Here is a 22,816-nt window from a genome sequence, read left to right on the forward strand (position 1 = left end):
GGGTCGCGGCGTAAACGCCCTACCCGGGCGACCGATTCTGCGCCGTTATTTTGCCGGGTGGCGCGATGCTTACCCGGCCTACATTTCGGCCTTCACCCCGTTGGCCCGCGCAAGCGCAGCGCCGCCGGGCAGCACACCCGCTGTACGCTTTTGTGGTCATACCGCTCGACCTTCACCCCGTAGGCCCGCGCAAGCGCAGCGCCGCCGGGCAGCAGGCCGGCCTGGCTCAGGTAGCCCGGCTAAACGCCGCGAGAGCCGGGGGAATCTGCAACCTGGCGCGCCAGATTATCGTATCCGCGCCAGCGGTAATTCAGCACCGACAGCACCCAGCAGGCGACAAACAGCCCGATGACCACAAAACCGGCGTCGCCGAGATTATCGTTCAGCGCGGCGACCCAGCGCCATAGCCCGCCGCTGAACGAAAACTTGTCCATCAGCAGCCCCAGCGCTTCCAGACCACCGATAAATAACGCCACCACCACCGACGTGCCGGTAATGGTCATATTGTAATAGAGCTTGCGCTGCGGCTTGCTAAACGCCCAGCCGTAGGCGCCGACCATCAGCACATTATCGAGGGTATCCACCAGCGCCATCCCGCTGGCAAACAGCGCCGGAAAGACCATGATCGACCAGATAGACATTCCGCTTGACGCGCTGGCGGCAGAAATCCCCAGCACGCCGATTTCGGTGGCGGTATCAAATCCGAGGCCAAACAGAAAGCCCACCAGATACATCTGCCAGCTACGGCTAATCAGACGAAAAGTTTTACCGAACAACCAGCTCATCATGCCGCCGCCGGTCGCCACCTCATCGCTCACCTTACCGCCTCTCTTCCACGTGCGAAAGCTGCGCCAGACGCTGCGTAAAATCACCAGGTTGATAAACGCCATCAGCAATAAAAACAGCGCCGACACCGCGGTGCCAATCACGCTGCCGGTATCATGCAGCCAGCTCATCTGCTGGCCGAAAGCGGTGGCGGTGGCGGCAATCGCCGCCGAAGCCAGCACCACAATCGACGAGTGGCCAAACGAGAACCAGGCTCCGACGGCAAAAGGCCGACGCCCCTGCTGCATCATTTTGCGGGTGACGCTGTCGATCGCCGCAATATGGTCGGCATCGACCGCATGGCGCAATCCGTACCCCCAGGCCAGCAGACTCGCCGCCATCAGCGCGCCGCTATCGCCAAACGCCTGCCAGGCCCAGCCCCAGGCGAGCAGATTTGCCACAACCAGTCCCAACACCAGCGCAGCGGCACGCGGCTGCTGGCGTAAAATTGTCACTATCATGATGATACCCTGTGAGCCTGCCAGCGGGCTGCGGCCACGACCGCCTGACCAAACGCGATAGCCCCATCTCCGGCAGGGAGCTGCTGCGGAAACAGCAGAGTAAAATCCGCCAGATAAAAGGTCAATCGTGAGACCAGCAGCCGGTTATGCAACACGCCGCCGCTGAATGCCAACGTAGTCATCCCGCGCGACGTTGCACAATCGCGCGCCATCGCGGCCACTCCGCAGGCCAGCGCATCATGAAAGGCCCAGGCTTTTTGTTCGCGGCTCGCCCGCCATCCCAGCCACTGCGGCCAGAAGGTGGCCAGATCCAGCTCGCCCGCCTGCCACGGCAGGCGAACAGGATGCGCAACGCCATCGCAAGCGGTGGCCAGCGCCTCCAGCCGGCAGGCCGCCTCCCCCTCATAGCTCAGGCAGTCCGGCGCGCAGCCCAGCGCGCAGGCCACGGCATCGAACAGGCGTCCGCAGGATGACGCCTTCGGCGCATTCATTCCCCGATCAATAGCCCGCGCCAGCAGCGGCCAGTTGTGCTGGCGCAGCGCCGCGGTTTGCGCATCGTTTTGCCAGTCGTCAACGTAGGCCAGGCAATGGGCCAGCAGATTACGCCACGGCTGACGAGCCGCCAGGTCGCCGCCGGGGAGCGCCACCGCCGGCAATCCGCCCAGGCGTTCACACTCCCGGTAATTCACCCGCAGACACTCGCCGCCCCACAGCGCGCCGTTTTCCCCCATGCCGATACCGTCGAGGACCACGGCAATCACATCGCCGCCATCCAGCGGCCAGCCGTGTTCCGCCAGGCAGGCGGCGGCATGGGCATGGTGATGCAGGACGCGCTCAACCGGCAGCGCCAACGAGGTCGCCCACTGCGTCGAACGGTAGCCCGGATGCGTATCGCTGACCACCAGGCTTGGGTTAAAGCCATAAACCGCCTGCATCAGACGCCGCGCCTGATGCCACTGCTGTTCTACGCCCTCATCGCCGAGGTCGCCGAAGTGCTGACTCAGTACCGCCTGCTCTCCGCGCGCCAGACAAAAGGTATTTTTCATATCGGCGCCGAGGCACAGCAGCGGCGGCACGTCGTGAAACCCCGGCGGTAATGGCATCGCATCAGGCACATAGCCTCGCGAACGACGTAGCATTTCACCACTTTGCCGCATCACCGAGTCGTCCATCCGCTGCACGATGTCGCGGTTGTGCAGCAGAAAACCATCGGCAATCCCGGCCAAATCACGCAGCGCATCGACGTTGGCGATCGCCGGCGGCCGCCCGCTCAGGTTGCCGGAGGTCATCACCAGAGGGCGCGCCAGCGCCTGCAAAACCAGATGCTGCAACGGATTAGATGGCAGCATCACCCCCACTTCATTCAGCGCTGGCGCAATGTCGTCACACAGGCCATCGACCTGCGATTTCTCTATCAATACGATGGGTGCAGCGGGTGACGTCAGTAACGCCTGCGCCGCTGCCGGCAGGCTATCCGCCGCCGGCAGCATCACCGCCAGCGGCTTTGCCGGACGATGTTTGCGTGTGCGTAACGCCGCCACCGCGCGCGGATTACCGGCATCGCACACCAGATGAAAACCGCCCATGCCCTTGATGGCGACAATCTGCCCGGCCTGTAGCTGATGAATCGCCGCCTGCAATGCCGCTTCTCCGACCAGCGACTCGCCTTCCGCGCGCCACTCCAGACGCGGGCCGCAGTCGGCGCAGGCCACCGGTTGAGCATGAAAACGTCGGTCGCCAGGGTGGCGGTACTCGGCCTCGCAGCGCGGACAGAGTGGAAAAGGCGCCATCGAGGTAAAGGGGCGGTCATAGGGCATCGCGCGAATAATGGTGAAACGCGGCCCACAGTGAGTGCAGTTAATAAACGGGTAGCGATAGCGGCGATCCCGCGGATTGTTCATCTCCGCCAGGCATGCCGGGCAGGTGGCCGCATCGGGCACAATCTGGGTACGCATACTTCCGCCGCCGCTTTCGCGAATGGCGAAATCCTGCGGCAGCGTACGCCAGTGAAACGGCCGGGTTTCCACGCTGTCGATACGCGCCAGCGGCGGACAGCGGCGGGTCAGCGCGGCGAGAAACGCCGCCTCATCGCCCAACAGGCGCACCAGTACGCCGTCACCGTCGTTACATACGTCGCCGCAGCGTGCTGACTCTTGCGCCAGCTGCCAGACAAAGGGGCGGAAGCCCACCCCCTGCACTTTACCGCGAATGCGAATCTGCACCCCGTTCATCATGCCGCCGCCTTACCAGGCCAGCGCCGTACGACGACGTTTTTCGCTATTCATCTGCTCAAGCTTATTGCGGTCCACGCAAATCAGCGCATGCGTCGGGCAGGCCTCTATACAGGCGGGGCCCTCTTCCCGGTGATGGCAAAGATCGCATTTATTGGCTTCCGCTTTTTCCGCCATCACGTTCAGCCCGGCACCGCTATGACGAATCACCGGACGCACGACCACCTCCATCGCGCCATAGGGACAGGCCACCACGCAGGTTTTGCAGCCGATGCAGCGCTCCTGCATCACGTGAATAAAGCCTTTATCCCGGGCGATCGCGCCGTTCGGACAGACGTTGGCGCACGGCGCGTCTTCACATTGGCGGCAGGCGGTGGCCGTCGAGACGTTAACGCCTTTGATCACATGGATACGCGGTAAGAAGGATTTTGGCGTCAGCGCGGCGCAGTCCTGATTTTCCTGATGAGAGACCACGCAGGCCACTTCGCAGGTGCGGCAGCCAATGCATTTGCTCGCGTCGGCAATAATGAAACGGTTCATCCATTTCTCCAGCTGTAAGAAGGTTACGCGGCGGAGTATGCATAATACGTTCCAACTTTTATCACGCTGATAATAAAGGAAATGAATAACCTAAAGACGGGGAACAGATTCTGTCATCGTCACATCTGACGATGACAGATGACGACGTCAGGCGAACGGTCCCGGGGCAATCGAGTCACGTTCAAGCAGCTCACCGGGGAAGGTTTGCTGATATTTTAAATCGCCGCCGTCGAGCATAAAGATCAGTCGGTTAATACTCTCCTTGATCATCTCCGTCACCGGTATTTTGACGCTGGAGAGCGCCGGAACCATATACGGCGCCAGCACGATATCATCGAAGCCGATGACCGAGACCTGCTCCGGAATCCGCACGCCCTGCTGATGTAGCTGCTTCATCGCGCCAATCGCCATGTCGTCATTGCTCGCCACCAGCGCACTGTAACGGGCATCGCGCTGACGCAGCGTCGCTACGCCAGCCGCGCCGCTTTCCGGCGTCCACTTGCCCTCAACGATCAGCTCATTATTCAGCGAAATCCCGTGTTTCATCAGCGCATCTTTATAGCCGGAAAGGCGTTCAATCCCGGTAGGCGAATCCAGCGAGCCGGTGATAAACGCGATATCACGATGGCCGCGGGCAATCAGTTTTTCGACCGCCGTAAATGCCGAGGCTTTTTGATCGGACCAGACGCAGTGGCTGGCGTTGCGCCGCAGGCGGCGGTTGAGCACCATAATCGGCTGCGGCTGGTTTTCCACGATTTCGTCCATTTCATCAACGCTGAGAAAACGCGGATAGATGATAATCGCGTCGCAGCGCAGGTCGAGCAGGTACTGGATCGCCTCGCGCTCTTCTTCCGCGCTGTGCTTGCCGTCGGCCAGAATCAGCTGCCGTCCCTTGTCTTCCGTCATCCGCGCAACGTGAAACAACAACTCGCTAAAATAGACCCCGTGATAAAGGGTGTTGGTCACCACCAGCCCCAGCGTCTGGCTCTTTTTGGTCGCCAGATTACGCGCCAGCAGATTGGGCCGGTAGCCGCTTTCCGCCACGGCCTGAAATACGCGATCTTTCGTTTCCTGGCTGACATAGCCGTTACCCGACAGTACCCGGGAAACGGTCGCTTTCGAGACTCCCGCGCGTTTCGCCACCTCCAGCATCGTTGCCATGTTGTTCTTCCTGTTGCAAAAGATGCCCGCAGTGTACTGCACACCTCGCCGTTTTACAGCTTTGACTCGCGCGCAGCGCAGATTCTTAGCTGGCTTACATAGCGATCAAAATCACAAAACGAAAAAATGATTTTTTTATATCTTGTTAGAACAAATGAAACTCATCATGATTTTGTGGAACCGGTTTCCTATATATCCCTGATAGCGCACGATCCTCAGGTGCGATAACCAGCCAGTACCCTATTGATTAAACAGGATAAAATCCGATGTCTAAAAATTACGCAGCCCTGGCAAAGCAAATTCTGACGGCAACAGGCGGGGCGGATAACATCACGGCAGTCACCCACTGTATGACCCGCCTGCGTTTTGTGGTCAAAGATGATGCGCGGGTGGACAGCGCCGCGCTGAAAAGCCTGAAAGGCGTGCTTGGCGTGGTGCGCAGCGACAATCAGTGCCAGGTCATCATCGGCAATACGGTATCGCAGGCGTTTCGCGAAGTGGTCAACCTGCTGCCGGACAACATGCGCCCCGCGGAACCTCAGGGAAAACCGCCGCTGACGTTAAAGCGTATCGGCGCCGGGATCCTCGATGCGCTGATCGGCACCATGTCACCGCTGATCCCCGCCATCATCGGCGGATCGATGGTCAAACTGCTGGCGATGATCCTTGAGATGAGCGGCGTCCTGCCTAAAGGTGCGCCCACGTTGACTATTTTGACCGTCATCGGCGACGGCGCCTTTTTCTTCCTGCCGCTGATGGTCGCCGCCTCTGCGGCGGTAAAATTCAAAACCAATATGTCGCTGGCGATTGCCATTGCCGGGGTGCTGGTCCATCCGAGCTTTATTGAGCTGATGGCCAAAGCGGCCCAGGGTGAGCACGTCGAGTTCGCCTTTATTCCGGTGACGGCGGTGAAATACACCTATACCGTTATTCCGGCGCTGGTGATGACCTGGTGCCTGTCATATATCGAACGCTGGGTCGATCGCATTACTCCGGCGGTGACGAAAAACTTCCTCAAGCCGATGCTGATCGTGCTGATCGCCGCTCCGCTGGCGATCCTGCTGATAGGCCCGCTCGGGATCTGGATCGGCAGCGCCATCTCCGCGCTGGTGTACACCATTCATAGCTATCTGGGCTGGCTGTCGGTGGCCATTATGGGCGCCCTGTGGCCGCTGCTGGTGATGACCGGGATGCATCGCGTTTTCACCCCAACCATTATTCAGACCATTGCGGAAACCGGTAAAGAAGGGATGGTGATGCCGTCAGAAATCGGCGCCAACCTGTCGCTGGGCGGCTCATCGCTGGCGGTAGCCTGGAAAACCAAAAATCCGGAGCTGCGCCAGACTGCGCTGGCGGCCGCGGCCTCCGCCATTCTGGCCGGTATCTCCGAACCGGCGCTGTACGGTGTCGCGGTGCGCCTCAAACGTCCGCTCATCGCCAGCCTGATCAGCGGCTTTATCTGCGGCGCGGTGGCCGGTATCGCCGGGCTTGCCAGCCACTCGATGGCGGCACCGGGCCTGTTCACCAGCGTCCAGTTCTTTGACCCGGCTAACCCGATGTCTATCGTCTGGGTCTTCGGCGTGATGGCGCTGGCGGTGGTGCTCTCATTCGTACTGACGCTGCTGCTCGGCTTTGAAGATATCCCGGTGGAAGAGGCCGCAGCCGATGCCAGAGCGCGCCAGACCACGACCCGACCATCACACGTCTGAACACTATTTTTTGTAAGCGAGGTAACGCATGTCGACTTTTCCACACGGCTTTTTATGGGGCGGCGCGCTGGCCGCAAACCAGTCTGAAGGGGGGTATCTCGCGGGCGGCAAAGGGCTGACCACCGTGGATACGCTGCCCCATGGCGCGAACCGCATGCCGGTAAAGCTCGGGCTGGAGAAGCGTTTTCAGCTGCGTGACGATGAATTTTACCCGAGCCATGAGGCCATCGATTTTTATCATCGCTATAAAGAGGATATCGCCCTGATGGCGGAGATGGGCTTTAGCGTCTTCCGCACCTCAATTGCCTGGAGCCGCCTGTACCCTAACGGCGATGAGCTGGAGCCGAATCAAGAAGGGATCGCCTTTTATCGCTCGCTGTTTGAAGAGTGCAAAAAGTACGGGATTGAGCCGCTGGTGACCCTTTGCCACTTCGATGTGCCGATGCATCTGGTCATTGAATACGGTTCATGGCGCAATCGTAAAATGGTGGAGTTCTTTACCCGCTACGCCCGCACCTGCTTTGAAGCCTTCGACGGGCTGGTGAAATACTGGCTAACCTTCAATGAAATCAACATCATGCTCCATAGCCCCTACTCCGGCGCCGGGCTGGTGTTTGAAGAGGGAGAGAACCAGGAGCAGGTGAAGTACCAGGCGGCGCACCACGAGCTTATCGCCAGCGCGCTGGCGACCCAAATCGCCCACGAGGTCAACCCGCATAACCAGGTCGGCTGCATGCTGGCGGGCGGCAATTTTTATCCCTGGTCCTGCAAGCCTGAAGATGTGTGGATGGCGCTGGAGAAAGATCGCGAAAACCTCTTCTTTATTGACGTACAGGCGCGCGGTGCTTATCCGTCTTATTCGGCGCGCGTGTTCCGCGAAAAAGGCGTGACCATTGAAAAGCAGCCGGCCGATGACGAGATCCTGAAGAACACCGTCGATTTTGTCTCATTCAGCTATTACGCCTCTCGCTGCGCGTCGGCAGACATGAACGCCAACAACACCAATGCGGCAAACATTGTTAAATCGCTGAAAAACCCGCACATCAAAGCCAGTGAATGGGGCTGGGGCATTGATCCGCTCGGCCTGCGCATCACCATGAATATGATGTATGACCGCTATCAGAAGCCGCTGTTTCTGGTCGAAAACGGCCTCGGCGCCCGGGACGAGATCGATGCCAACGGCGAGATTCACGATGACTATCGCATCAGCTATTTGCGCGAGCATATCAAAGCGATGCGCGATGCTATTGAGGACGGGATCCCGGTGATGGGCTACACCAGCTGGGGCTGTATCGATCTGGTTTCTGCTTCAACCGGCGAAATGAGCAAGCGCTATGGCTTTGTCTATGTCGATCGCGATGATGCCGGCAACGGTACGCTGGAGCGTAAGCGTAAAAAATCGTTCTGGTGGTACAAGAAGGTGATTGCCAGCAACGGCGAAGACCTCGAGTAGAGCGTATATTGCCGGGCGGCGCTACGCTTGCACCGGCCTACGGTTTTGTCGGCCGGATTCGAGTAGAGCACGTATTGCCGGGCAGCGCTGTGGCTGCACCGGCCCACGGTTTTGTCGTTTTGTAGGCCGGATAAGGCGTTAGCCGCCATCCGGCGCGGGCATGGTCCGCAGATGCCGCGGCGCGCGTTTGCGGCCATACTCCGCGTCGCTCATCGGCAGACAGCCAACAAATCCACGCACCAGCGCTTGAGCGGCATAGCCAACCCGCTATTAACCCATCCACGTTAGCCTTGTCACCCCCAGCTCCTTGAGATGGCGTAGGCGAAAAAGCGTATTGCCTGACCCGGCTAAACATTCGCGTAAGCCCGGATGCCAGACGCTATGCGTCTGCCGCCTCCAGCTGCGCAAAACCGCCGTTCCCCTGCCAGCCGCTAAGCTGGTGATATACCACCTCGACCGCATCCTTAATTGGCTGGGTCATCGGGTAATAAAAGCCGACGATATCCGGCTGAATCCCGAGAAAAATGACCTCACCAACATCCTCTTGCAGCTGATCGATCAGATAGTTGAGCGGCATATTGTGGGTGGTCATCATAAACATTTCGGCAATATCGTCCGGGTCAACGAGGCGGATTTCTCCGGGGTTGAGTCCCATATCGGTAGCATCGACGATCAGCAGGCGATCGGGACGTAGCTCGCGAATGGCGAAGATGTCGTTTTCCGGGGCGCTGCCGCCATCGATCACTACCCATTCACCGACCGGCCTGGCGGCGCACATCTCCGCCAATAGCGGGCCTGCGCCATCATCGCCCATCATGCTGTTGCCAACACAAAGTAAAACATCAGTCACGGAGTCTCCTCACCATCAGATAGATGGCGCTTTCCTGGTGAATATCGTGCAGCATGCTGAGCATCGTTTTGCTCCACGCCTGCTGTTCGGCGGTCTGCCGGGCCTGCGCTTTATCGAAGGCGTTGGCGAGCATCGTGACATGATTGCTGTCGATCACTATCTCGCCGTACTTCGGCACGCCCTCCATTTTACGCCGTGCGGTGCTGCCCTCTTCGAGAGTGGCAATCCACGCCAGATAGTCCTGCCACGGGCAGCTTAGCGCTGCCTCCAGGCAGTCGATGACGCCGAGGTGGTGGCCAATCGCCAGGCTGTAATAGACCACCTGTTGCGCCTGATCGGGCGTCGCGTCGTTCTCATCAATAAATTTACGGCTCAGCTGACTGAACACCACCGTCTCGCTCATCGGATACGCGCCCCCTCAACCACCTGGTTCAGATGGGTGACGATCTCAGTCAGACGCGGATCTTTCTCCGCCTCCAGCCAGCGCACCACCTGACTATCGCCCTGCGCCAGCAGACGCATGTAGTCATCGGCAATCTGGCGGCCATAGCGATAGCCCGCCAGGCGACGCGCTTCACGATCGATGCGCACCCGCAGCGGCTGCACCATGCCGGGGTGGAGAATTTCCGCCGCTTTGTCATCCTGCTCGCCCGGCAGACGGGCGTGAATTTTCTGTTCCAGCAGACCCAGCGCCATCGCAAAGCCATATAGCGTGGCGGCAGGCGTCGGCGGACAGCCCGGAATATAGACGTCCACCGGGACAATTTTGTCGGTTCCGCCCCAGACGCAGTAAAGGTCGTGGAAGATACCGCCGCTGTTGCCGCAGGCGCCGTAGGAGATGCAGATTTTCGGATCCGGCGCCGACTGCCAGGCACGCAGCGCCGGTGAACGCATGGCGCGGGTCACCGCGCCGGTAAACAGCAGAATATCGGCATGGCGCGGTGACGGCACCACTTTGATCCCAAAGCGTTCGGCATCAAACAGCGGTGACAGGGTGGCGAAAATCTCGATTTCGCAGCCGTTGCAGCCGCCGCAGTCCACGCGATAGACATAGGCGGAACGCTTAATTTTCTTCAGCAGCGATGCCTTCATGCTGGCGATGGACTCCTCCACCGTCATCGGCAGCGGAATGCCGTTTTCATCGCGCGGGCCTGGTAAATTGCTCATCAGCTGGCCTCTCTCATATGACGAGTCAGTTCAATACGATCGGACGGCACCAGGCACTTCTGGCGTTTACACTCCGGGCAGGTCTCGAAGCTTTCGCGATGCAGCTCGGCGCGAGTATCTCCGTTGTGCCCGAGCAGCGCGATGGCGTAGTCGATCTCTTTTTGTACGGCGAACGGGCGTTCACACACCCGGCAATGGCAAATGGCAAAGCGCGACTGCTGGAGGAAATCCTCTTTCTTCCACACCGCCAGTTCATACTCCTGCGACAGCTTGATGGCCGCCGTCGGGCACACCTCTTCGCAGCGACCGCAGAAGATGCAACGCCCGAGGTTGAACTGCCAGGCAAGCTCGCGCGTCACCAGGTCCGTTTCCACCGTCAGCGCGTTCGACGGGCAGGCGTTCACGCAGGCCGCGCAGCCGATACACTGCTGCGGCGTATGTTCCGGTTTGCCGCGAAAGTTTTTATCTACCGGCATCGGCTCCAGCGGATAGGCGTGCGTCGCGTTGCCGGTTTTGATCACTTTTTTGATAAAGGTAAACATGGCGATTCCTTATTTCAGCGGCGAGTTTTTACGCTCGATGCTGTAGCGCTCCAGCTCTTTGTACGGCACCACTTTGCTTTTTTTCTTCCGCACATCGACCACGGTCATGCGGTCGGTACAGGAGTAGCAAGGATCGAGGCTGCCGATAATCAACGGGGCGTCGGAGACGGTGTTGCCGCGCAGCATATAGCGCAGGGTCGGCCAGTTGGCGTAGGTGGCCGCACGACAGCGCCAGCGGTACAGCTTCTGGTTGTCGCCGGTCATGCTCCAGTGGATATCATCCCCGCGCGGCGCTTCCGAGAAGCCCAGCGCAAAACGGTGCGGGATATAGGTAAAGCCTTCCACCGCCAGCGGACCGCCCGGCAGGTTATCGAGGCCGAAGTCGATCATATTCAGCGCGGTATAGACCTCGTTGATACGCACCTTCAGGCGCGAAATGACGTCGCAGCCCTGTTCGCTGTGAACCGTCATCGGCAGCAGACCGTAGCCGACAAACGGATGGTCGGCGCGGGTGTCGCGAGCGTGGCCGCTGGCGCGGACCATCGGACCGACGTTGCTGAAATCACGGGCGATTTGCGGGTCGAGGCGGCCTATCCCCACGGTACGCTGCGCCATATTCGGCGTGCTGAGCAGCATATCGACCAGCTCCTGCACGTCGCGGCGCATCTGCTGCGCCAGCGCTCTTGTCTGGATCATGTCATCTTTCAGCAGGTCGCGACGGATGCCGCCAATCAGGTTCATACCGTAGGTTTTACGCGCCCCGGTGAGGATCTCCGCCATCTTCATTGAGGTCTCACGCACGCGGAAGAACTGCATAAACCCGGAGTCAAAGCCGGTGAAGTGGCAGGCGAGGCCGAGGTTCAGCAGGTGTGAATGCAGGCGTTCCACTTCCAGCAGGATGGCGCGGATCATCTGCGCGCGTTCCGGTACCACGATCCCCATCGCATTCTCGACGGAGGTGGTATAGGCCGTACTGTGGGCAAAGCCGCAGATACCGCACACGCGGTCGGACAGGAAGGTCACTTCGTTATAACCCATGCGGGTTTCCGCCAGTTTTTCCATGCCCCGGTGGACATAGAACAGGCGGTAATCGGCGTCGATAATATTCTCGCCATCAACGAACAGGCGAAAATGACCGGGTTCATCGGAAGTGACGTGCAGCGGGCCAATCGGCACCACGTTGTTTTTCTTACTGCCCAGCTCGTTGATGAACTCGTAGGTTTCCGCATCGGTGGTCGGCGCCGGGCGCTGACGATAATCCATGCTGTCTTTACGCAGCGGATAGAGTTCATCCGGCCAGTCGTCCGGCAGTACCAGACGGCGCTCATCCGGCAGCCCCACCGGTATCAGACCGTACATATCGCGCACTTCACGCTCGCCCCAGACGGCGGCAGGCACGCGCGGCGTCACCGACGGATATTCCGGTTTGTCGGCATCCACTTCGACGCGCACGGTTACCCAGCACCGGGTCCCCTGCTCCATCGACAGCACGTAATACACGGCATAGTGGCCGTTAAGCTTACGTTCGTCGTTACCGAACAGCACCGACAGCCAGCCGCCCTGCTGGTAGTAGAGAAACTCCACAACTTCCGGGAGATAGTTGACCTTCACCGTCACGGTGAGCTGATCTTTGGTCTGCCAGGCTTCGTCGAGCACCACGCCCGGGAAGGCCTGATGCAGCGCGGCGAGATAGTGTTGACCGATTTTTTCTTCAGACATGCTCAAACTCTCTTAATCACGCCGCCAGCAAGGAGACGAAAGCTAAAAACGCAAAGCCAAAACCGGCCCAGGTAACGCGGGAAGTGGCACAAAAACGCAGACGCGCCATGCTGTTTTCAAACAGCGCGATAACCAGCACGCCCGCCACCAGCTTGGCGATGGCGGCGACCAGCGCCAGCAGCAGGCCACCGAGGCTAAAACTGGTCATCGCTCCCCACGGAATAAAGACGCCGACAAACATCTGCAGCACAACCAGCTGTTTGAGGCTGATGCCCCATTTCAACACCGCAAATCCGCTGCCGCTGTATTCGGTCAGCGGCCCTTCCTGCAGCTCCTGCTCCGCTTCCGCCAGGTCGAACGGCAGCTTGCCCATTTCGATAAAGGTGGCGAACGCGCAGGCGCACAGCGCCAGGACCAGCGGTACCGAGCGGGCAACGGGCCAGTGATAAATGGTGGCGGCGATCTGGCTGAGGTGCGTGGAGCCGGCAACCTGCGCCGCAACCCACAGGCCCAGCAGCAGAATCGGCTCCGCCAGCACGCCGAGCATCGCTTCGCGGCTGGCGCCGATCGCCGTAAACGGGCTACCGGTGTCCAGACCGGCAATCGCAAAGAAGAAACGGGCAATCGCGAACAGGTAGATCAGGGTGATCAGATCGCCCAGTCCCGCCAGCGGCGACGAGACGGTTACCACCGGCAGCGCGCTGGCAATGGTCAACATCACGCCGACCATCACGAAGGGCGTCAGGCGGAAAACCCAGCCGGAAACATCCGGCCCGACGCTCTGGCGACCCAGCAGCTTGAAGATATCCCGATACTCCTGCAGCACTCCCGGACCGCGGCGATTATGCAAGCGGGCGCGGGCTACGCGGGTGATGCCGGACAGCAGAGGCGCGACGGCAAACAGCAGCAGCGCCTGCAATAGTGCAATTAAAACGCTCATTCTCAGGCTCCTCGCGAAATGACAATAACCACCAGCGCCGCCAGCTCAAGCAACGCCACGCCGCGGAACAGCGCAGGCGCCGAGGCGGACTGCCAGCCGGGAACCAGACGCACCGGATTCAGCCAATGACGCAATTTCAGCAGCGGCGCAAAGGCCTCTTTAACCGGCATGGCAAAACCATGAGCGGTGATGACCATCGATTTTTCATGGTCGTAGCCGCAGACCCATGCCGCACCGCGGGAGCGTGCGGGCAGACGATCGCCTTTAAAGAAGATCATCAGCAGGAACGGCAGCAGCGGACAGGCCAGCAGCAGAATGGCGATCAGCGGCTGCGACACCACGCTTGAGATCTGCGCCTGAACCGGTAGTACCCCGCCGACCAGCGTCAACAGCCACGGCGCGGCGACCCCGCCCGCCACGCAGCAGAGCGCGGCGAGTAGCACGCTGACCGTCATCAGCAGCGGGGCGCCGGTGGCGTTCTCCGCTTCCGGAGTCCGCGGGGCGCCGAGGAAGGTCACGCCGTAGACTTTCGCCATACACATCACCGCCAGCGCGCCGGTCATTGCCAGGCCAACGGCCAGCAGCGGCCCAAGCAGACGGCCGATAAAGGCGTCGCCGGTGCTCAGTTTGAAGAAGGACTGGTAGATAACCCACTCGCCGGCAAAGCCGTTGAGCGGCGGCAGCGCCGCCATCGCCATCAGGCCGATCAGCATAGCGAGCGAAATCAGCGGCATTCTTTTGCCCAGCCCGCCCAGCTTTTCGATATCGCGGTGGCCGGTACGGAACCACACGGCGCCGGCGCCAAGGAACAGCGTCGTTTTGAACAGACTGTGGTTGATCAGGTGGTACATGCCGCCGATGAAGCCCAGCACCATCAGGCTACTGCTGTTGAGCGCCAGACCGGTGACGAAGGCGCCAAGTCCCAGCAAAATAATGCCGATATTTTCGAGGGTGTGATAAGCCAGCAGGCGCTGAATATTGTGCTCCATCAGGGCGTACAGTCCGCCGATAAACGCGGTTATCATTCCCACGACCAGCAGCAAGACGCCCCACCACAGCGGCGGCGTGCTCCCGGCAAGCGAGACCGTCAGCATGCCAAACAGCCCGACTTTCATCACCACCGTGGAGAACAGCGCGGCGGCCGGCGCGCTGGCCCCGGCGTGCGCCTGCGGCGCCCAGCCGTGGAGCGGGATAACGCCCGCCAGCAGCGCGAAACCGACGAGCGCCGGCAACCACAGCAGCATATTTTGCGGAGCGTGGGCGGCGAGCAGACTAATCTGCCCCAGGTCGAGAGTGCCGTAGAAAGACCACACCAGCCAGCAGCTCCACGCCATCAGCAGCGTGCCCAGACGTCCCAACGCAAACCACAGCTTTGCGGATTGCGCGCAGCCGGTCAGAAATGCTCCGCACAGGGCCATCATCTCCGCCATGACCACCAGCGTACCGAAGTTTGTTGCCACCACGGCGCAGGTTGCTGAAGCCAGCAGCAGATTGACCAGCAGGCCGTTGGCTTTCACCTGCGAATGACGGTGCCAGGCGATATTAAACAGGGCGACAGGCAGGGCGCTGAGGCCAATGGCGAGCAGCCATAGCGCATTGATGCCGTTCACCCGAGCCGGTAAAGAGAGCATCTGCAGCATGCCGTCGCTCACCTGCTCCGGGGTTATCAGCGTCGCGATAGCGGCGACGATCAGCATGGCGCTGGCCACCGCGCCGCCGATCCCGGCAATCGCACCGCTTAACGGTTTTCTCAGGGTAAAGATAAATGCCAGCACGCCGCTGGCGGCATACCACAGCACCGCCTGGTTGACTAAAGAGATCGCGCTCATTTCACGCCCTCCTGTTGCGACTGAAACAGCGACAAATCGCCGAGGTCGGTATTAAAGGTCAGCTCACGCTTGCGCTTGCTGGCCTGGGCGATATCGCGGATATCCACCAGCAGCAGCGCTTTCGTCGGACATGTACGCACGCAGGCGGGTCCCTGCTCATCGAAATGGCACAGGTCGCATTTCACGGCGATAGCGCGCACGCCGGGTACCCAGTCGAGCAGCGAACTGACGCGAGCGGGCGCCGGCGGCGCAGCGGGTGCCATAGGGGTATTGGCATTAGCCGGAATATCCAGCGGACGACTGCCGGAAAATTCAATCGCCCCGAACGGGCAGGCAATGGCGCACAGCTTGCAGCTCACGCACAGGCTTTCATTCAGCTGAACCGCGCCATCGACGCGATTGATCGCATTAACCGGACACACGGCGGCGCAAGGGGCGTCTTCGCAGTGGTGGCACATTTGCGGCGCCGATTCTTTTTCATTACGCATGACCTGTAGTCGCGGCATGGCCTGCAGGCCGTACTGGCGATGCGTCTCTGAGCAGGCGGCTTCGCAGGTGCGGCAGCCGATACAGACGGTGGAGTCAGCAATTACAAAACGGTTCACCGGGCAATCCTCGGGTGAAAGTCATTTTTGACGAAATCAGGGAGTTCAGATGTCATTTTCGACACGTGTCGACACCTTACGATTAATGGGCCAGCGCCAGATGGCTTAAATCCACCGGCTGGTCGTGTTCCATGGCGTCATACAGACGGTCATAGACGCTGGCAATAATGGCCAGGTAATGTTCCAGCACCTGTTCGCGCGAACGGTTGCTGATCCGGCCGTCAACGGTACCGTCGGATGCCAGCGTTGCCTGAGCAATCAAGCGTTTATCATCACTATTACGCGTTTCGACGTAGTACTCGATGGTGTGGTTGTTGAACCCTTCTGCCAGCGCGACATACACCTGAAAATGTTCAAACAGGACGAAGCACAGCTCTTTGTCCGGCGCGCAGCTCATCGCATGATGCAAACGCGCTTTTGACAGGGTGATGCCCTGAACCAGCGAATTGCAGTACTGGCGCCACTGATCCTGATAGCGGCGGTGACGGTCGGCGATGTAGTCCGCCTTTTCACTTATTTCCCAAATAGTCATCTCGGTCTCCCCGGTTGCATGAGATGCACCGTACAAGCATTTTCCATGCCAAATTTTAATTTATTGATATTTAATGATTTTAATAAAAAAGCCGCCCCGTACTGACATGTCGATGACATCCGTCAGCTGTCGTCATCGACAGTTCATCCGACAGTAGATATGACCTGGCATCGTTATTGCATATATGGCCCATCGCGATACGGAGGCGACCATGCACGAAATCACTCTTAGCCAGCGGGCGCTGGAAATTATTGAACAGCAGGCGCAGCAGGCCGGCGCGCGTCGGGTTACCGGCGTGTGGCTGAAGGTCGGCGCATTTTCCTGCGTGGAAGCCAGCGCATTGACCTTCTGTTTTGAGCTGGTGTGCCGCGGCACGCTGGCGGAAGGCTGCGAACTGCATATTGCCGAACAACAGGCCGAATGCTGGTGCGAATCCTGCCAGCAGTACGTGCAACTCATCTCGCAGCACGTGCGGCGCTGTCCGCAGTGCCACAGCGACACGCTGCAGATTGTGGCGGACGACGGCCTACAGATTCAGCGAATAGAAGTGATCCACCGTTAATTCGGGTTATCTCACGGCGGCCCGCAAGTCAGCCGGCAAAGAGACAACGCGAGGATGACGGGACAGACCAGGAGTAAAACTATGTGTACGACTTGCGGCTGTGGGGAAGGCAACCTTTATATCGAAGGTGATGAGCATAACCCCCACTCGGCGTTTCGCAGCGCCCCCTTCGCGCCAGCCCCGCGCCAGACCATGACGATTATCGGCGTCAAAACCGATAGCTTCTCCCCCACCCGCTCAGCGCACGGCGACCTGCACTACGGCCACGGCGAAGCGGGTACCCATGCGCCGGGTCAAAGCCAGCGCCGGATGCTGGAAGTCGAAATCGACGTGCTGGATAAGAACAATCGTCTGGCGGCCCGCAACCGCGCGCGCTTTGCCGCACGCGGCCAGCTGGTGCTGAACCTGGTCTCCAGCCCGGGATCCGGCAAAACCACGTTACTGAGTGAAACCTTGCTGCGTCTGAAAGGAAAAACCGCGTGCGCGGTCATCGAAGGCGACCAGCAGACGGTCAATGATGCGGCACGCATTCGCGCCACCGGCACGCCGGCCATTCAGGTCAACACCGGGAAGGGCTGCCACCTGGATGCGCAGATGATTGCCGATGCCGCCCCGCGTCTGCCGCTGGTGGATAACGGCATTCTGTTTATTGAAAACGTCGGCAACCTGGTATGTCCGGCGAGCTTCGACCTCGGCGAACGTCACAAGGTGGCGGTGCTGTCGGTCACCGAAGGCGAAGATAAGCCGCTGAAGTATCCACATATGTTCGCCGCCGCCAGCCTGATGGTGCTGAATAAAATCGACCTGCTGCCGTACCTCAACTTTGATGTAGAGAAGTGTCTCGCCTGCGCGCGGGAGGTTAATCCCGATATTGAGATCATTATGCTGTCCGCCACCAGCGGCGAAGGCATGGATAAGTGGCTCAGCTGGCTGGAGGCGCAGACATGTGCATAGGCATTCCGGGGCAGATCTGCGCCATTGACGGCAATCTGGCGAAGGTCGAAGTGTGCGGTATCCAGCGCGAAGTCGATCTGACGCTGGTAGGAAGCGTTGATGAACAGGGGCAGCCGCGGCTCGGCCAGTGGGTTCTGGTCCACGTGGGCTTCGCCATGAGCATCATTAATGAAGCGGAGGCCCGCGATACCCTTGAGGCGCTGCAAAATATGTTTGAAGTCGAGCCTGACGTGGGCGCGCTGCTGTACGGTGAGGAGCGATAATGCGTTTTGTTGATGAATATCGCGCGCCGGAGCAGGTGATGCAGCTGGTTGAACATCTTCAGGCGCGCGCGCATCTGCTGCCTCATACCGCCGGGCATCCGCTGCGCATTATGGAAGTGTGCGGCGGCCATACGCACGCCATCTTTAAATTCGGTCTCGACCAGTTGCTGCCGGAGAATATCGAATTTATTCACGGCCCCGGCTGCCCGGTCTGCGTTCTGCCGATGGGGCGAATCGACACCTGTATCGATATCGCCAGTCGCCCGGGGGTGATTTTCTGCACCTTCGGCGACGCCATGCGCGTGCCCGGCAAAAACGGCTCCCTGCTGCAGGCGAAATCCCGCGGCGCCGATGTGCGGATCGTCTATTCACCGATGGATGCGCTGAAGCTGGCGCAGCAGAACCCGCAGCGGGAGGTGGTCTTCTTTGGCCTCGGTTTTGAAACCACCATGCCCGCGACCGCGCTGACGCTGCGTCAGGCCCGCGAGCGCAACGTGGATAACTTCTTCTTTTTTTGCCAGCACATCACCCTGCTCCCGACCCTGCGCAGCCTGCTCGACCAGCCTGATAACAGCATCGATGCCTTTCTTGCCCCGGGCCATGTCAGTATGGTCATCGGCACCGAGGCCTACGGGTTTATCGCCAGCGACTACCGGCGTCCTTTAGTGGTGGCTGGTTTCGAACCTCTTGATCTACTGCAAGGCGCGGTGATGCTGGTTGAGCAGACAATAGCGCAGCGCAGCCAGGTCGAAAACCAGTACCGCCGCGTGGTACCTGATGAAGGCAACCCGCTGGCGCAAGCGGCGATTGCCGACGTTTTCTGCCTGTCGGGCGATAGCGAATGGCGCGGGCTGGGGGTCATCAACAACTCCGGCGTACGCCTGACGCCCGCCTATCAGCGCTTTGACGCTGAAGCCCATTTTCAGCCGGCGCCGCAGCGCGTCTGCGACGATCCGCGCGCCCGCTGTGGCGATGTGCTGACCGGCCGCTGTAAGCCGCATCAGTGTCCGCTGTTCGGGCAAGTCTGTAACCCGCAAAGCGCGTTTGGCGCGCTGATGGTCTCATCAGAGGGCGCATGCGCCGCCTGGTATCAATATCGCAGTCAGGAAAATGAAGCATGAAAAGCGTCCAGTTAGCTCACGGTAGCGGGGGACAGGCGATGCAACAGCTGATCGCCTCCCTGTTTATGCAGGCTTTCGCCAACCCGTGGCTGGCGGAGCAGGAAGATCAGGCGCGTCTCGATCTGGCGCAGCTTACCGCTCAGGGCGATCGTCTCGCCTTCTCCACCGACAGCTACGTTATCGATCCGCTGTTTTTCCCCGGTGGCGACATCGGCAAGCTGGCAGTATGCGGCACCGCCAACGATGTGGCGGTCAGCGGCGCCCTGCCGCGCTATCTCTCCTGCGGGTTTATTCTCGAAGAGGGGCTGGAGATGGCCACCCTGGAACGCGTGGTTAATAGCATGGCCCGTACCGCGCAGGCCGCTGAGATTGCCATCGTCACCGGCGATACCAAAGTCGTCCCGCGCGGCGCGGCGGATAAACTGTTTATCAATACCGCCGGGATCGGCGCCATTCCGGCGGATATTCGCTGGGGGGCGCAACAGATCGCTCCCGGCGACGTGCTGCTGGTCAGCGGCACGCTGGGCGACCACGGCGCGACCATTCTCAACCTCCGCGAACAGCTGGGGCTGGACGGCGCGCTGGCCAGCGACTGTGCGGTGCTGACGCCGCTTATTCAGACGCTGCGCGCCCTTCCCGGCATCAAAGCGCTGCGCGATGCGACCCGCGGCGGAGTAAACGCGGTAGCTCATGAGTTCGCCGCCGCCAGCGGCTGCGGCATTGAGCTACATGAACAGAAGCTGCCGGTGAACGAGACCGTGCGCGGGGTGTGCGAACTGTTAGGCCTGGATGCGCTTAACTTCGCCAATGAAGGCAAACTGGTGATTGCCGTCGCCCGGGAAGCGGCTGAGGCCGCGCTGGCGCAGCTTCAAAGCCACCCGCTTGGCCGCCACGCCGCGATTATCGGCGACGTGGTTGAGCGTACCGGCGTGCGCACGATCGGCCTGTATGGCGTGAAGCGGACGCTGGACCTTCCCCATGCCGAGCCGCTGCCGCGAATTTGTTAACGGAAGTCGGGTCCCCGGGTTGCGGCTAACGTCTTATCCGGGCTACCGACTACGCACGGACCTGTAGCCCGGCCAGGCACAACGCGAGCCGGGAAAAGTCAGCACCATTATCCGGCCCAAATCCGCGGACAACCACGGAAGAGCTGGCGGCGGCAACAACCGCTTTATTAACATACTATTATTTGTGTCACCACTTTCTTACGTGCCGCTTTGCGGGTGCGTTTTGGACTTCAGTAATGTCGTATACACCATTGGGCGATTTCGGGCAGCAAGGGCTGTTCGATATCACCCGTATTTTATTACAGCAGCCTGACCTGGCGGCGCTGAGTGAAACGCTAACCCGTCTGGTTCAGCAATCTGCGCTGGCGGATCGTGCGGCGATTATTCTGTGGAACGCCGGGAACCATCGTGCGGCAAGGTATGGCTGTGACGAAGCGGGCCTGCCGGTCAGCTATGAAGATGAGACCGTACTGGCACACGGGCCGGTGCGTCGCCTGCTGTCGCGTCCCGATGCGCTGCACTGCGACAAGGCGACCTTCGTCGAGGCCTGGCCTCAGCTGGCCAGCAGCGGACTCTATCCAGCGTTTGGCTATTACGGCCTGCTGCCGCTGGCTGCGGAAGGCCGCATCTTTGGCGGCTGCGAGTTTATCCGCCACGACGCCAGACCGTGGACCGAGAAAGAGTTCCAGCGGCTGCATACCTTTACCCAGCTGGTTGCGGTGGTGACCGAACAGATCCAGAGTCGGGTCAGCAACAACGTCGATTACGATCTGTTGTGCCACGAGCGCGACAACTTTCGCATTCTGGTTGCTATCACTAACGCCGTGCTCTCCCGGCTGGATATCGATGAGCTGGTCAGCGAAGTCGCCAAAGAGATTCACCACTATTTTCGTATCGACGCTATCAGCGTGGTGCTACGCAGCAACCGCAAAGGCAAACTGAATATCTACTCGACCCATTATCTCGACGCCAGCCATCCGGTTCACGATCAGAGCGAGGTGAATGAAGCCGGTACGCTGACCGAACGGGTGTTTAAAAGCAAAGAGATGCTGCTGCTCAATTTACACGAGCACGACTCGCTGGCCCCGTACGAGAAAATGCTTTTTGAGATGTGGGGCAACCAGATCCAAACGCTGTGCCTGCTGCCGCTGATGTCCGGCGATACGCTGCTGGGCGTGCTGAAACTGGCGCAGTGCGATGAGAAGGTGTTCACCACCACCAACCTCAAGCTGCTGCGGCAAATTGCCGAGCGGGTGTCGATCGCCGTTGATAATGCTCTCGCCTACCGCGAAATTCAGCGGCTAAAAGAGCGGCTGGTGGATGAAAATCTGGCGCTCACCGAACAGCTGAATAATGTCGAGAGCGAGTTTGGTGAAATTATTGGCCGCAGCGAAGCCATGCACAGCGTACTCAAACAGGTCGAGATGGTCGCCCAGAGCGACAGTACCGTCCTGATCCTCGGCGAAACCGGTACCGGCAAAGAGCTGATTGCCCGCGCCATTCATAATCTCAGCGGTCGTAACGCGCGACGAATGGTGAAGATGAACTGTGCCGCGATGCCCGCCGGGCTGCTGGAAAGCGATCTCTTCGGCCATGAGCGCGGCGCGTTTACCGGAGCCAGCGCCCAGCGCATCGGCCGTTTCGAACTGGCGGATAAAAGCTCATTATTCCTTGATGAAGTGGGCGACATGCCGCTGGAGCTTCAGCCGAAGCTGCTGCGGGTTCTGCAGGAGCAGGAGTTTGAACGTCTCGGCAGCAACAAGCTGATCCGCACCGACGTCCGGCTGATCGCCGCCACCAACCGCGATCTCCGGCAGATGGTCGCCGATCGTGAATTCCGCAGCGATCTCTACTATCGCCTGAACGTCTTTCCGATCCATCTGCCGCCACTGCGCGAACGTCCGGAAGATATCCCGCTGCTGGTCAAGGCGTTTACCTTTAAAATCGCCCGCCGCCTCGGGCGTAATATCGACAGCATTCCGGCAGAAACCCTGCGTACGCTGAGCCACATGGAGTGGCCGGGTAACGTTCGTGAGCTGGAAAACGTGATTGAACGCGCGGTGCTGTTAACCCGCGGTAGCGTGCTGCAGCTGTCGCTGCCGGAGATGAATATCGATGCGGAGACGATGACGGCCGAGGTGCTTCCGCAAGAGGGCGAGGATGAATATCAGCTGATCGTCCGCGTGCTGAAAGAGAGCAACGGGGTGGTTGCCGGGCCGAAAGGGGCGGCGCAGCGGCTGGGATTAAAGCGTACGACGCTGCTATCCCGCATGAAACGCCTGGGTATTAACAAAGATGAGCTAGTATAAGTCCTGTACTCACTTAATCAGCCACACAAGGAGATT

The 22,816-nt window shown here is 59.9% G+C and carries 21 protein-coding genes; 8 read left to right on the forward strand and 13 right to left on the reverse strand.

Going from position 1 to position 22,816, the window contains the following annotated elements:
- Positions 1-239: 239 nt before the first annotated feature.
- The 4 genes from ROR01S_RS04555 to ROR01S_RS04570 form a co-directional block, all read right to left on the reverse strand.
- Positions 240-1,286, reverse strand: coding sequence for a HoxN/HupN/NixA family nickel/cobalt transporter (locus ROR01S_RS04555; RefSeq protein WP_004866862.1), 1,047 nt, complete (start codon positions 1,284-1,286; stop codon positions 240-242).
- Positions 1,283-3,517, reverse strand: a complete 2,235-nt coding sequence (gene hypF, locus ROR01S_RS04560; RefSeq protein WP_064359267.1) for a carbamoyltransferase HypF — start codon at positions 3,515-3,517, stop codon at positions 1,283-1,285. The genes ROR01S_RS04555 and hypF overlap by 4 nt, the downstream gene beginning before the upstream one ends.
- A 12-nt stretch (positions 3,518-3,529) precedes the next feature.
- Positions 3,530-4,057 carry an electron transport protein HydN gene (gene hydN, locus ROR01S_RS04565; RefSeq protein ID WP_004866866.1) on the reverse strand — a complete coding sequence of 176 codons (528 nt, stop codon included), beginning with the start codon at positions 4,055-4,057 and terminating at the stop codon, positions 3,530-3,532.
- A gap of 147 nt (positions 4,058-4,204) precedes the next feature.
- The gene (locus ROR01S_RS04570) at positions 4,205-5,218 is read right to left on the reverse strand and encodes a LacI family DNA-binding transcriptional regulator (protein WP_064359152.1); all 1,014 of its coding nucleotides are present in this window, start codon (positions 5,216-5,218) and stop codon (positions 4,205-4,207) included.
- Between the two features lie 266 nt (positions 5,219-5,484).
- On the opposite strand from ROR01S_RS04570, the gene ascF reads away from it, so the two are divergent.
- Complete coding sequence (ascF, locus tag ROR01S_RS04575) at positions 5,485-6,927, forward strand: PTS cellobiose/arbutin/salicin transporter subunit IIBC (protein ID WP_032718148.1); 1,443 nt, start codon at positions 5,485-5,487, stop codon at positions 6,925-6,927.
- 28 nt (positions 6,928-6,955) lie between these two features.
- Positions 6,956-8,380 carry a 6-phospho-beta-glucosidase gene (locus ROR01S_RS04580; protein ID WP_064359153.1) on the forward strand — a complete coding sequence of 475 codons (1,425 nt, stop codon included), beginning with the start codon at positions 6,956-6,958 and terminating at the stop codon, positions 8,378-8,380.
- A 379-nt stretch (positions 8,381-8,759) separates the two neighbouring features.
- Here the strand turns inward: ROR01S_RS04580 and hycI are convergent, their stop codons facing one another.
- The 9 genes from hycI to hycA all read right to left on the reverse strand — a co-directional run bounded on the left by hycI (position 8,760) and on the right by hycA (position 16,564).
- Positions 8,760-9,230: a hydrogenase maturation peptidase HycI gene (hycI, locus tag ROR01S_RS04585; RefSeq protein ID WP_064359154.1), complete on the reverse strand. Its 471-nt coding sequence runs from the start codon at positions 9,228-9,230 to the stop codon at positions 8,760-8,762.
- Entirely contained in the window at positions 9,223-9,633 is a 411-nt protein-coding gene (locus ROR01S_RS04590; protein ID WP_015585877.1) for a formate hydrogenlyase maturation HycH family protein, read from the reverse strand. Before ROR01S_RS04590 ends, hycI begins: the two co-directional genes overlap by 8 nt.
- Positions 9,630-10,397: an NADH-quinone oxidoreductase subunit B family protein gene (locus ROR01S_RS04595; protein ID WP_004866877.1), complete on the reverse strand. Its 768-nt coding sequence runs from the start codon at positions 10,395-10,397 to the stop codon at positions 9,630-9,632. Before ROR01S_RS04595 ends, ROR01S_RS04590 begins: the two co-directional genes overlap by 4 nt.
- A complete protein-coding gene (locus ROR01S_RS04600; RefSeq protein ID WP_004866880.1) occupies positions 10,397-10,939 on the reverse strand; it encodes a formate hydrogenlyase complex iron-sulfur subunit in 543 nt (180 codons plus the stop codon). Before ROR01S_RS04600 ends, ROR01S_RS04595 begins: the two co-directional genes overlap by 1 nt.
- 9 nt (positions 10,940-10,948) lie before the next feature.
- Positions 10,949-12,658 (reverse strand): formate hydrogenlyase subunit HycE, encoded by a 1,710-nt coding sequence (hycE, locus tag ROR01S_RS04605; protein ID WP_004866882.1) that lies wholly within the window; start codon positions 12,656-12,658, stop codon positions 10,949-10,951.
- A 16-nt stretch (positions 12,659-12,674) separates the two neighbouring features.
- Positions 12,675-13,598 carry a respiratory chain complex I subunit 1 family protein gene (locus tag ROR01S_RS04610; RefSeq protein WP_032718150.1) on the reverse strand — a complete coding sequence of 308 codons (924 nt, stop codon included), beginning with the start codon at positions 13,596-13,598 and terminating at the stop codon, positions 12,675-12,677.
- Positions 13,599-13,600: 2 nt separating this feature from the next.
- Positions 13,601-15,427 (reverse strand): formate hydrogenlyase subunit 3, encoded by a 1,827-nt coding sequence (hycC, locus tag ROR01S_RS04615; RefSeq protein ID WP_015585875.1) that lies wholly within the window; start codon positions 15,425-15,427, stop codon positions 13,601-13,603.
- Positions 15,424-16,032, reverse strand: coding sequence for a 4Fe-4S dicluster domain-containing protein (locus tag ROR01S_RS04620; protein ID WP_004866887.1), 609 nt, complete (start codon positions 16,030-16,032; stop codon positions 15,424-15,426). The genes hycC and ROR01S_RS04620 overlap by 4 nt, the downstream gene beginning before the upstream one ends.
- Positions 16,033-16,114: 82 nt before the next feature.
- Complete coding sequence (gene hycA / locus ROR01S_RS04625) at positions 16,115-16,564, reverse strand: formate hydrogenlyase regulator HycA (RefSeq protein ID WP_004866889.1); 450 nt, start codon at positions 16,562-16,564, stop codon at positions 16,115-16,117.
- Between the two features lie 211 nt (positions 16,565-16,775).
- On the opposite strand from hycA, the gene hypA reads away from it, so the two are divergent.
- The 6 genes from hypA (at position 16,776) to flhA (ending at position 22,780) form a co-directional block, all read left to right on the forward strand.
- Positions 16,776-17,126: a hydrogenase maturation nickel metallochaperone HypA gene (gene hypA / locus ROR01S_RS04630; RefSeq protein WP_004866890.1), complete on the forward strand. Its 351-nt coding sequence runs from the start codon at positions 16,776-16,778 to the stop codon at positions 17,124-17,126.
- A gap of 81 nt (positions 17,127-17,207) precedes the next feature.
- The gene (hypB, locus tag ROR01S_RS04635; protein WP_064359155.1) at positions 17,208-18,080 is read left to right on the forward strand and encodes a hydrogenase nickel incorporation protein HypB; all 873 of its coding nucleotides are present in this window, start codon (positions 17,208-17,210) and stop codon (positions 18,078-18,080) included.
- Entirely contained in the window at positions 18,071-18,343 is a 273-nt protein-coding gene (locus ROR01S_RS04640) for a HypC/HybG/HupF family hydrogenase formation chaperone (RefSeq protein ID WP_004866894.1), read from the forward strand. The genes hypB and ROR01S_RS04640 overlap by 10 nt, the downstream gene beginning before the upstream one ends.
- A complete protein-coding gene (hypD, locus tag ROR01S_RS04645) occupies positions 18,343-19,464 on the forward strand; it encodes a hydrogenase formation protein HypD (RefSeq protein WP_004866895.1) in 1,122 nt (373 codons plus the stop codon). Before ROR01S_RS04640 ends, hypD begins: the two co-directional genes overlap by 1 nt.
- Complete coding sequence (hypE, locus tag ROR01S_RS04650; RefSeq protein WP_004866898.1) at positions 19,461-20,471, forward strand: hydrogenase expression/formation protein HypE; 1,011 nt, start codon at positions 19,461-19,463, stop codon at positions 20,469-20,471. Before hypD ends, hypE begins: the two co-directional genes overlap by 4 nt.
- Before the next feature lie 236 nt (positions 20,472-20,707).
- Positions 20,708-22,780 (forward strand): formate hydrogenlyase transcriptional activator FlhA, encoded by a 2,073-nt coding sequence (flhA, locus tag ROR01S_RS04655; RefSeq protein WP_004866899.1) that lies wholly within the window; start codon positions 20,708-20,710, stop codon positions 22,778-22,780.
- The last annotated feature ends 36 nt before the right edge of the window (positions 22,781-22,816 follow it).

Origin of the sequence: Klebsiella ornithinolytica NBRC 105727 = ATCC 31898, assembly GCF_001598295.1 — a bacterium.
GTDB classification, from domain to species: domain Bacteria; phylum Pseudomonadota; class Gammaproteobacteria; order Enterobacterales; family Enterobacteriaceae; genus Klebsiella; species Klebsiella ornithinolytica.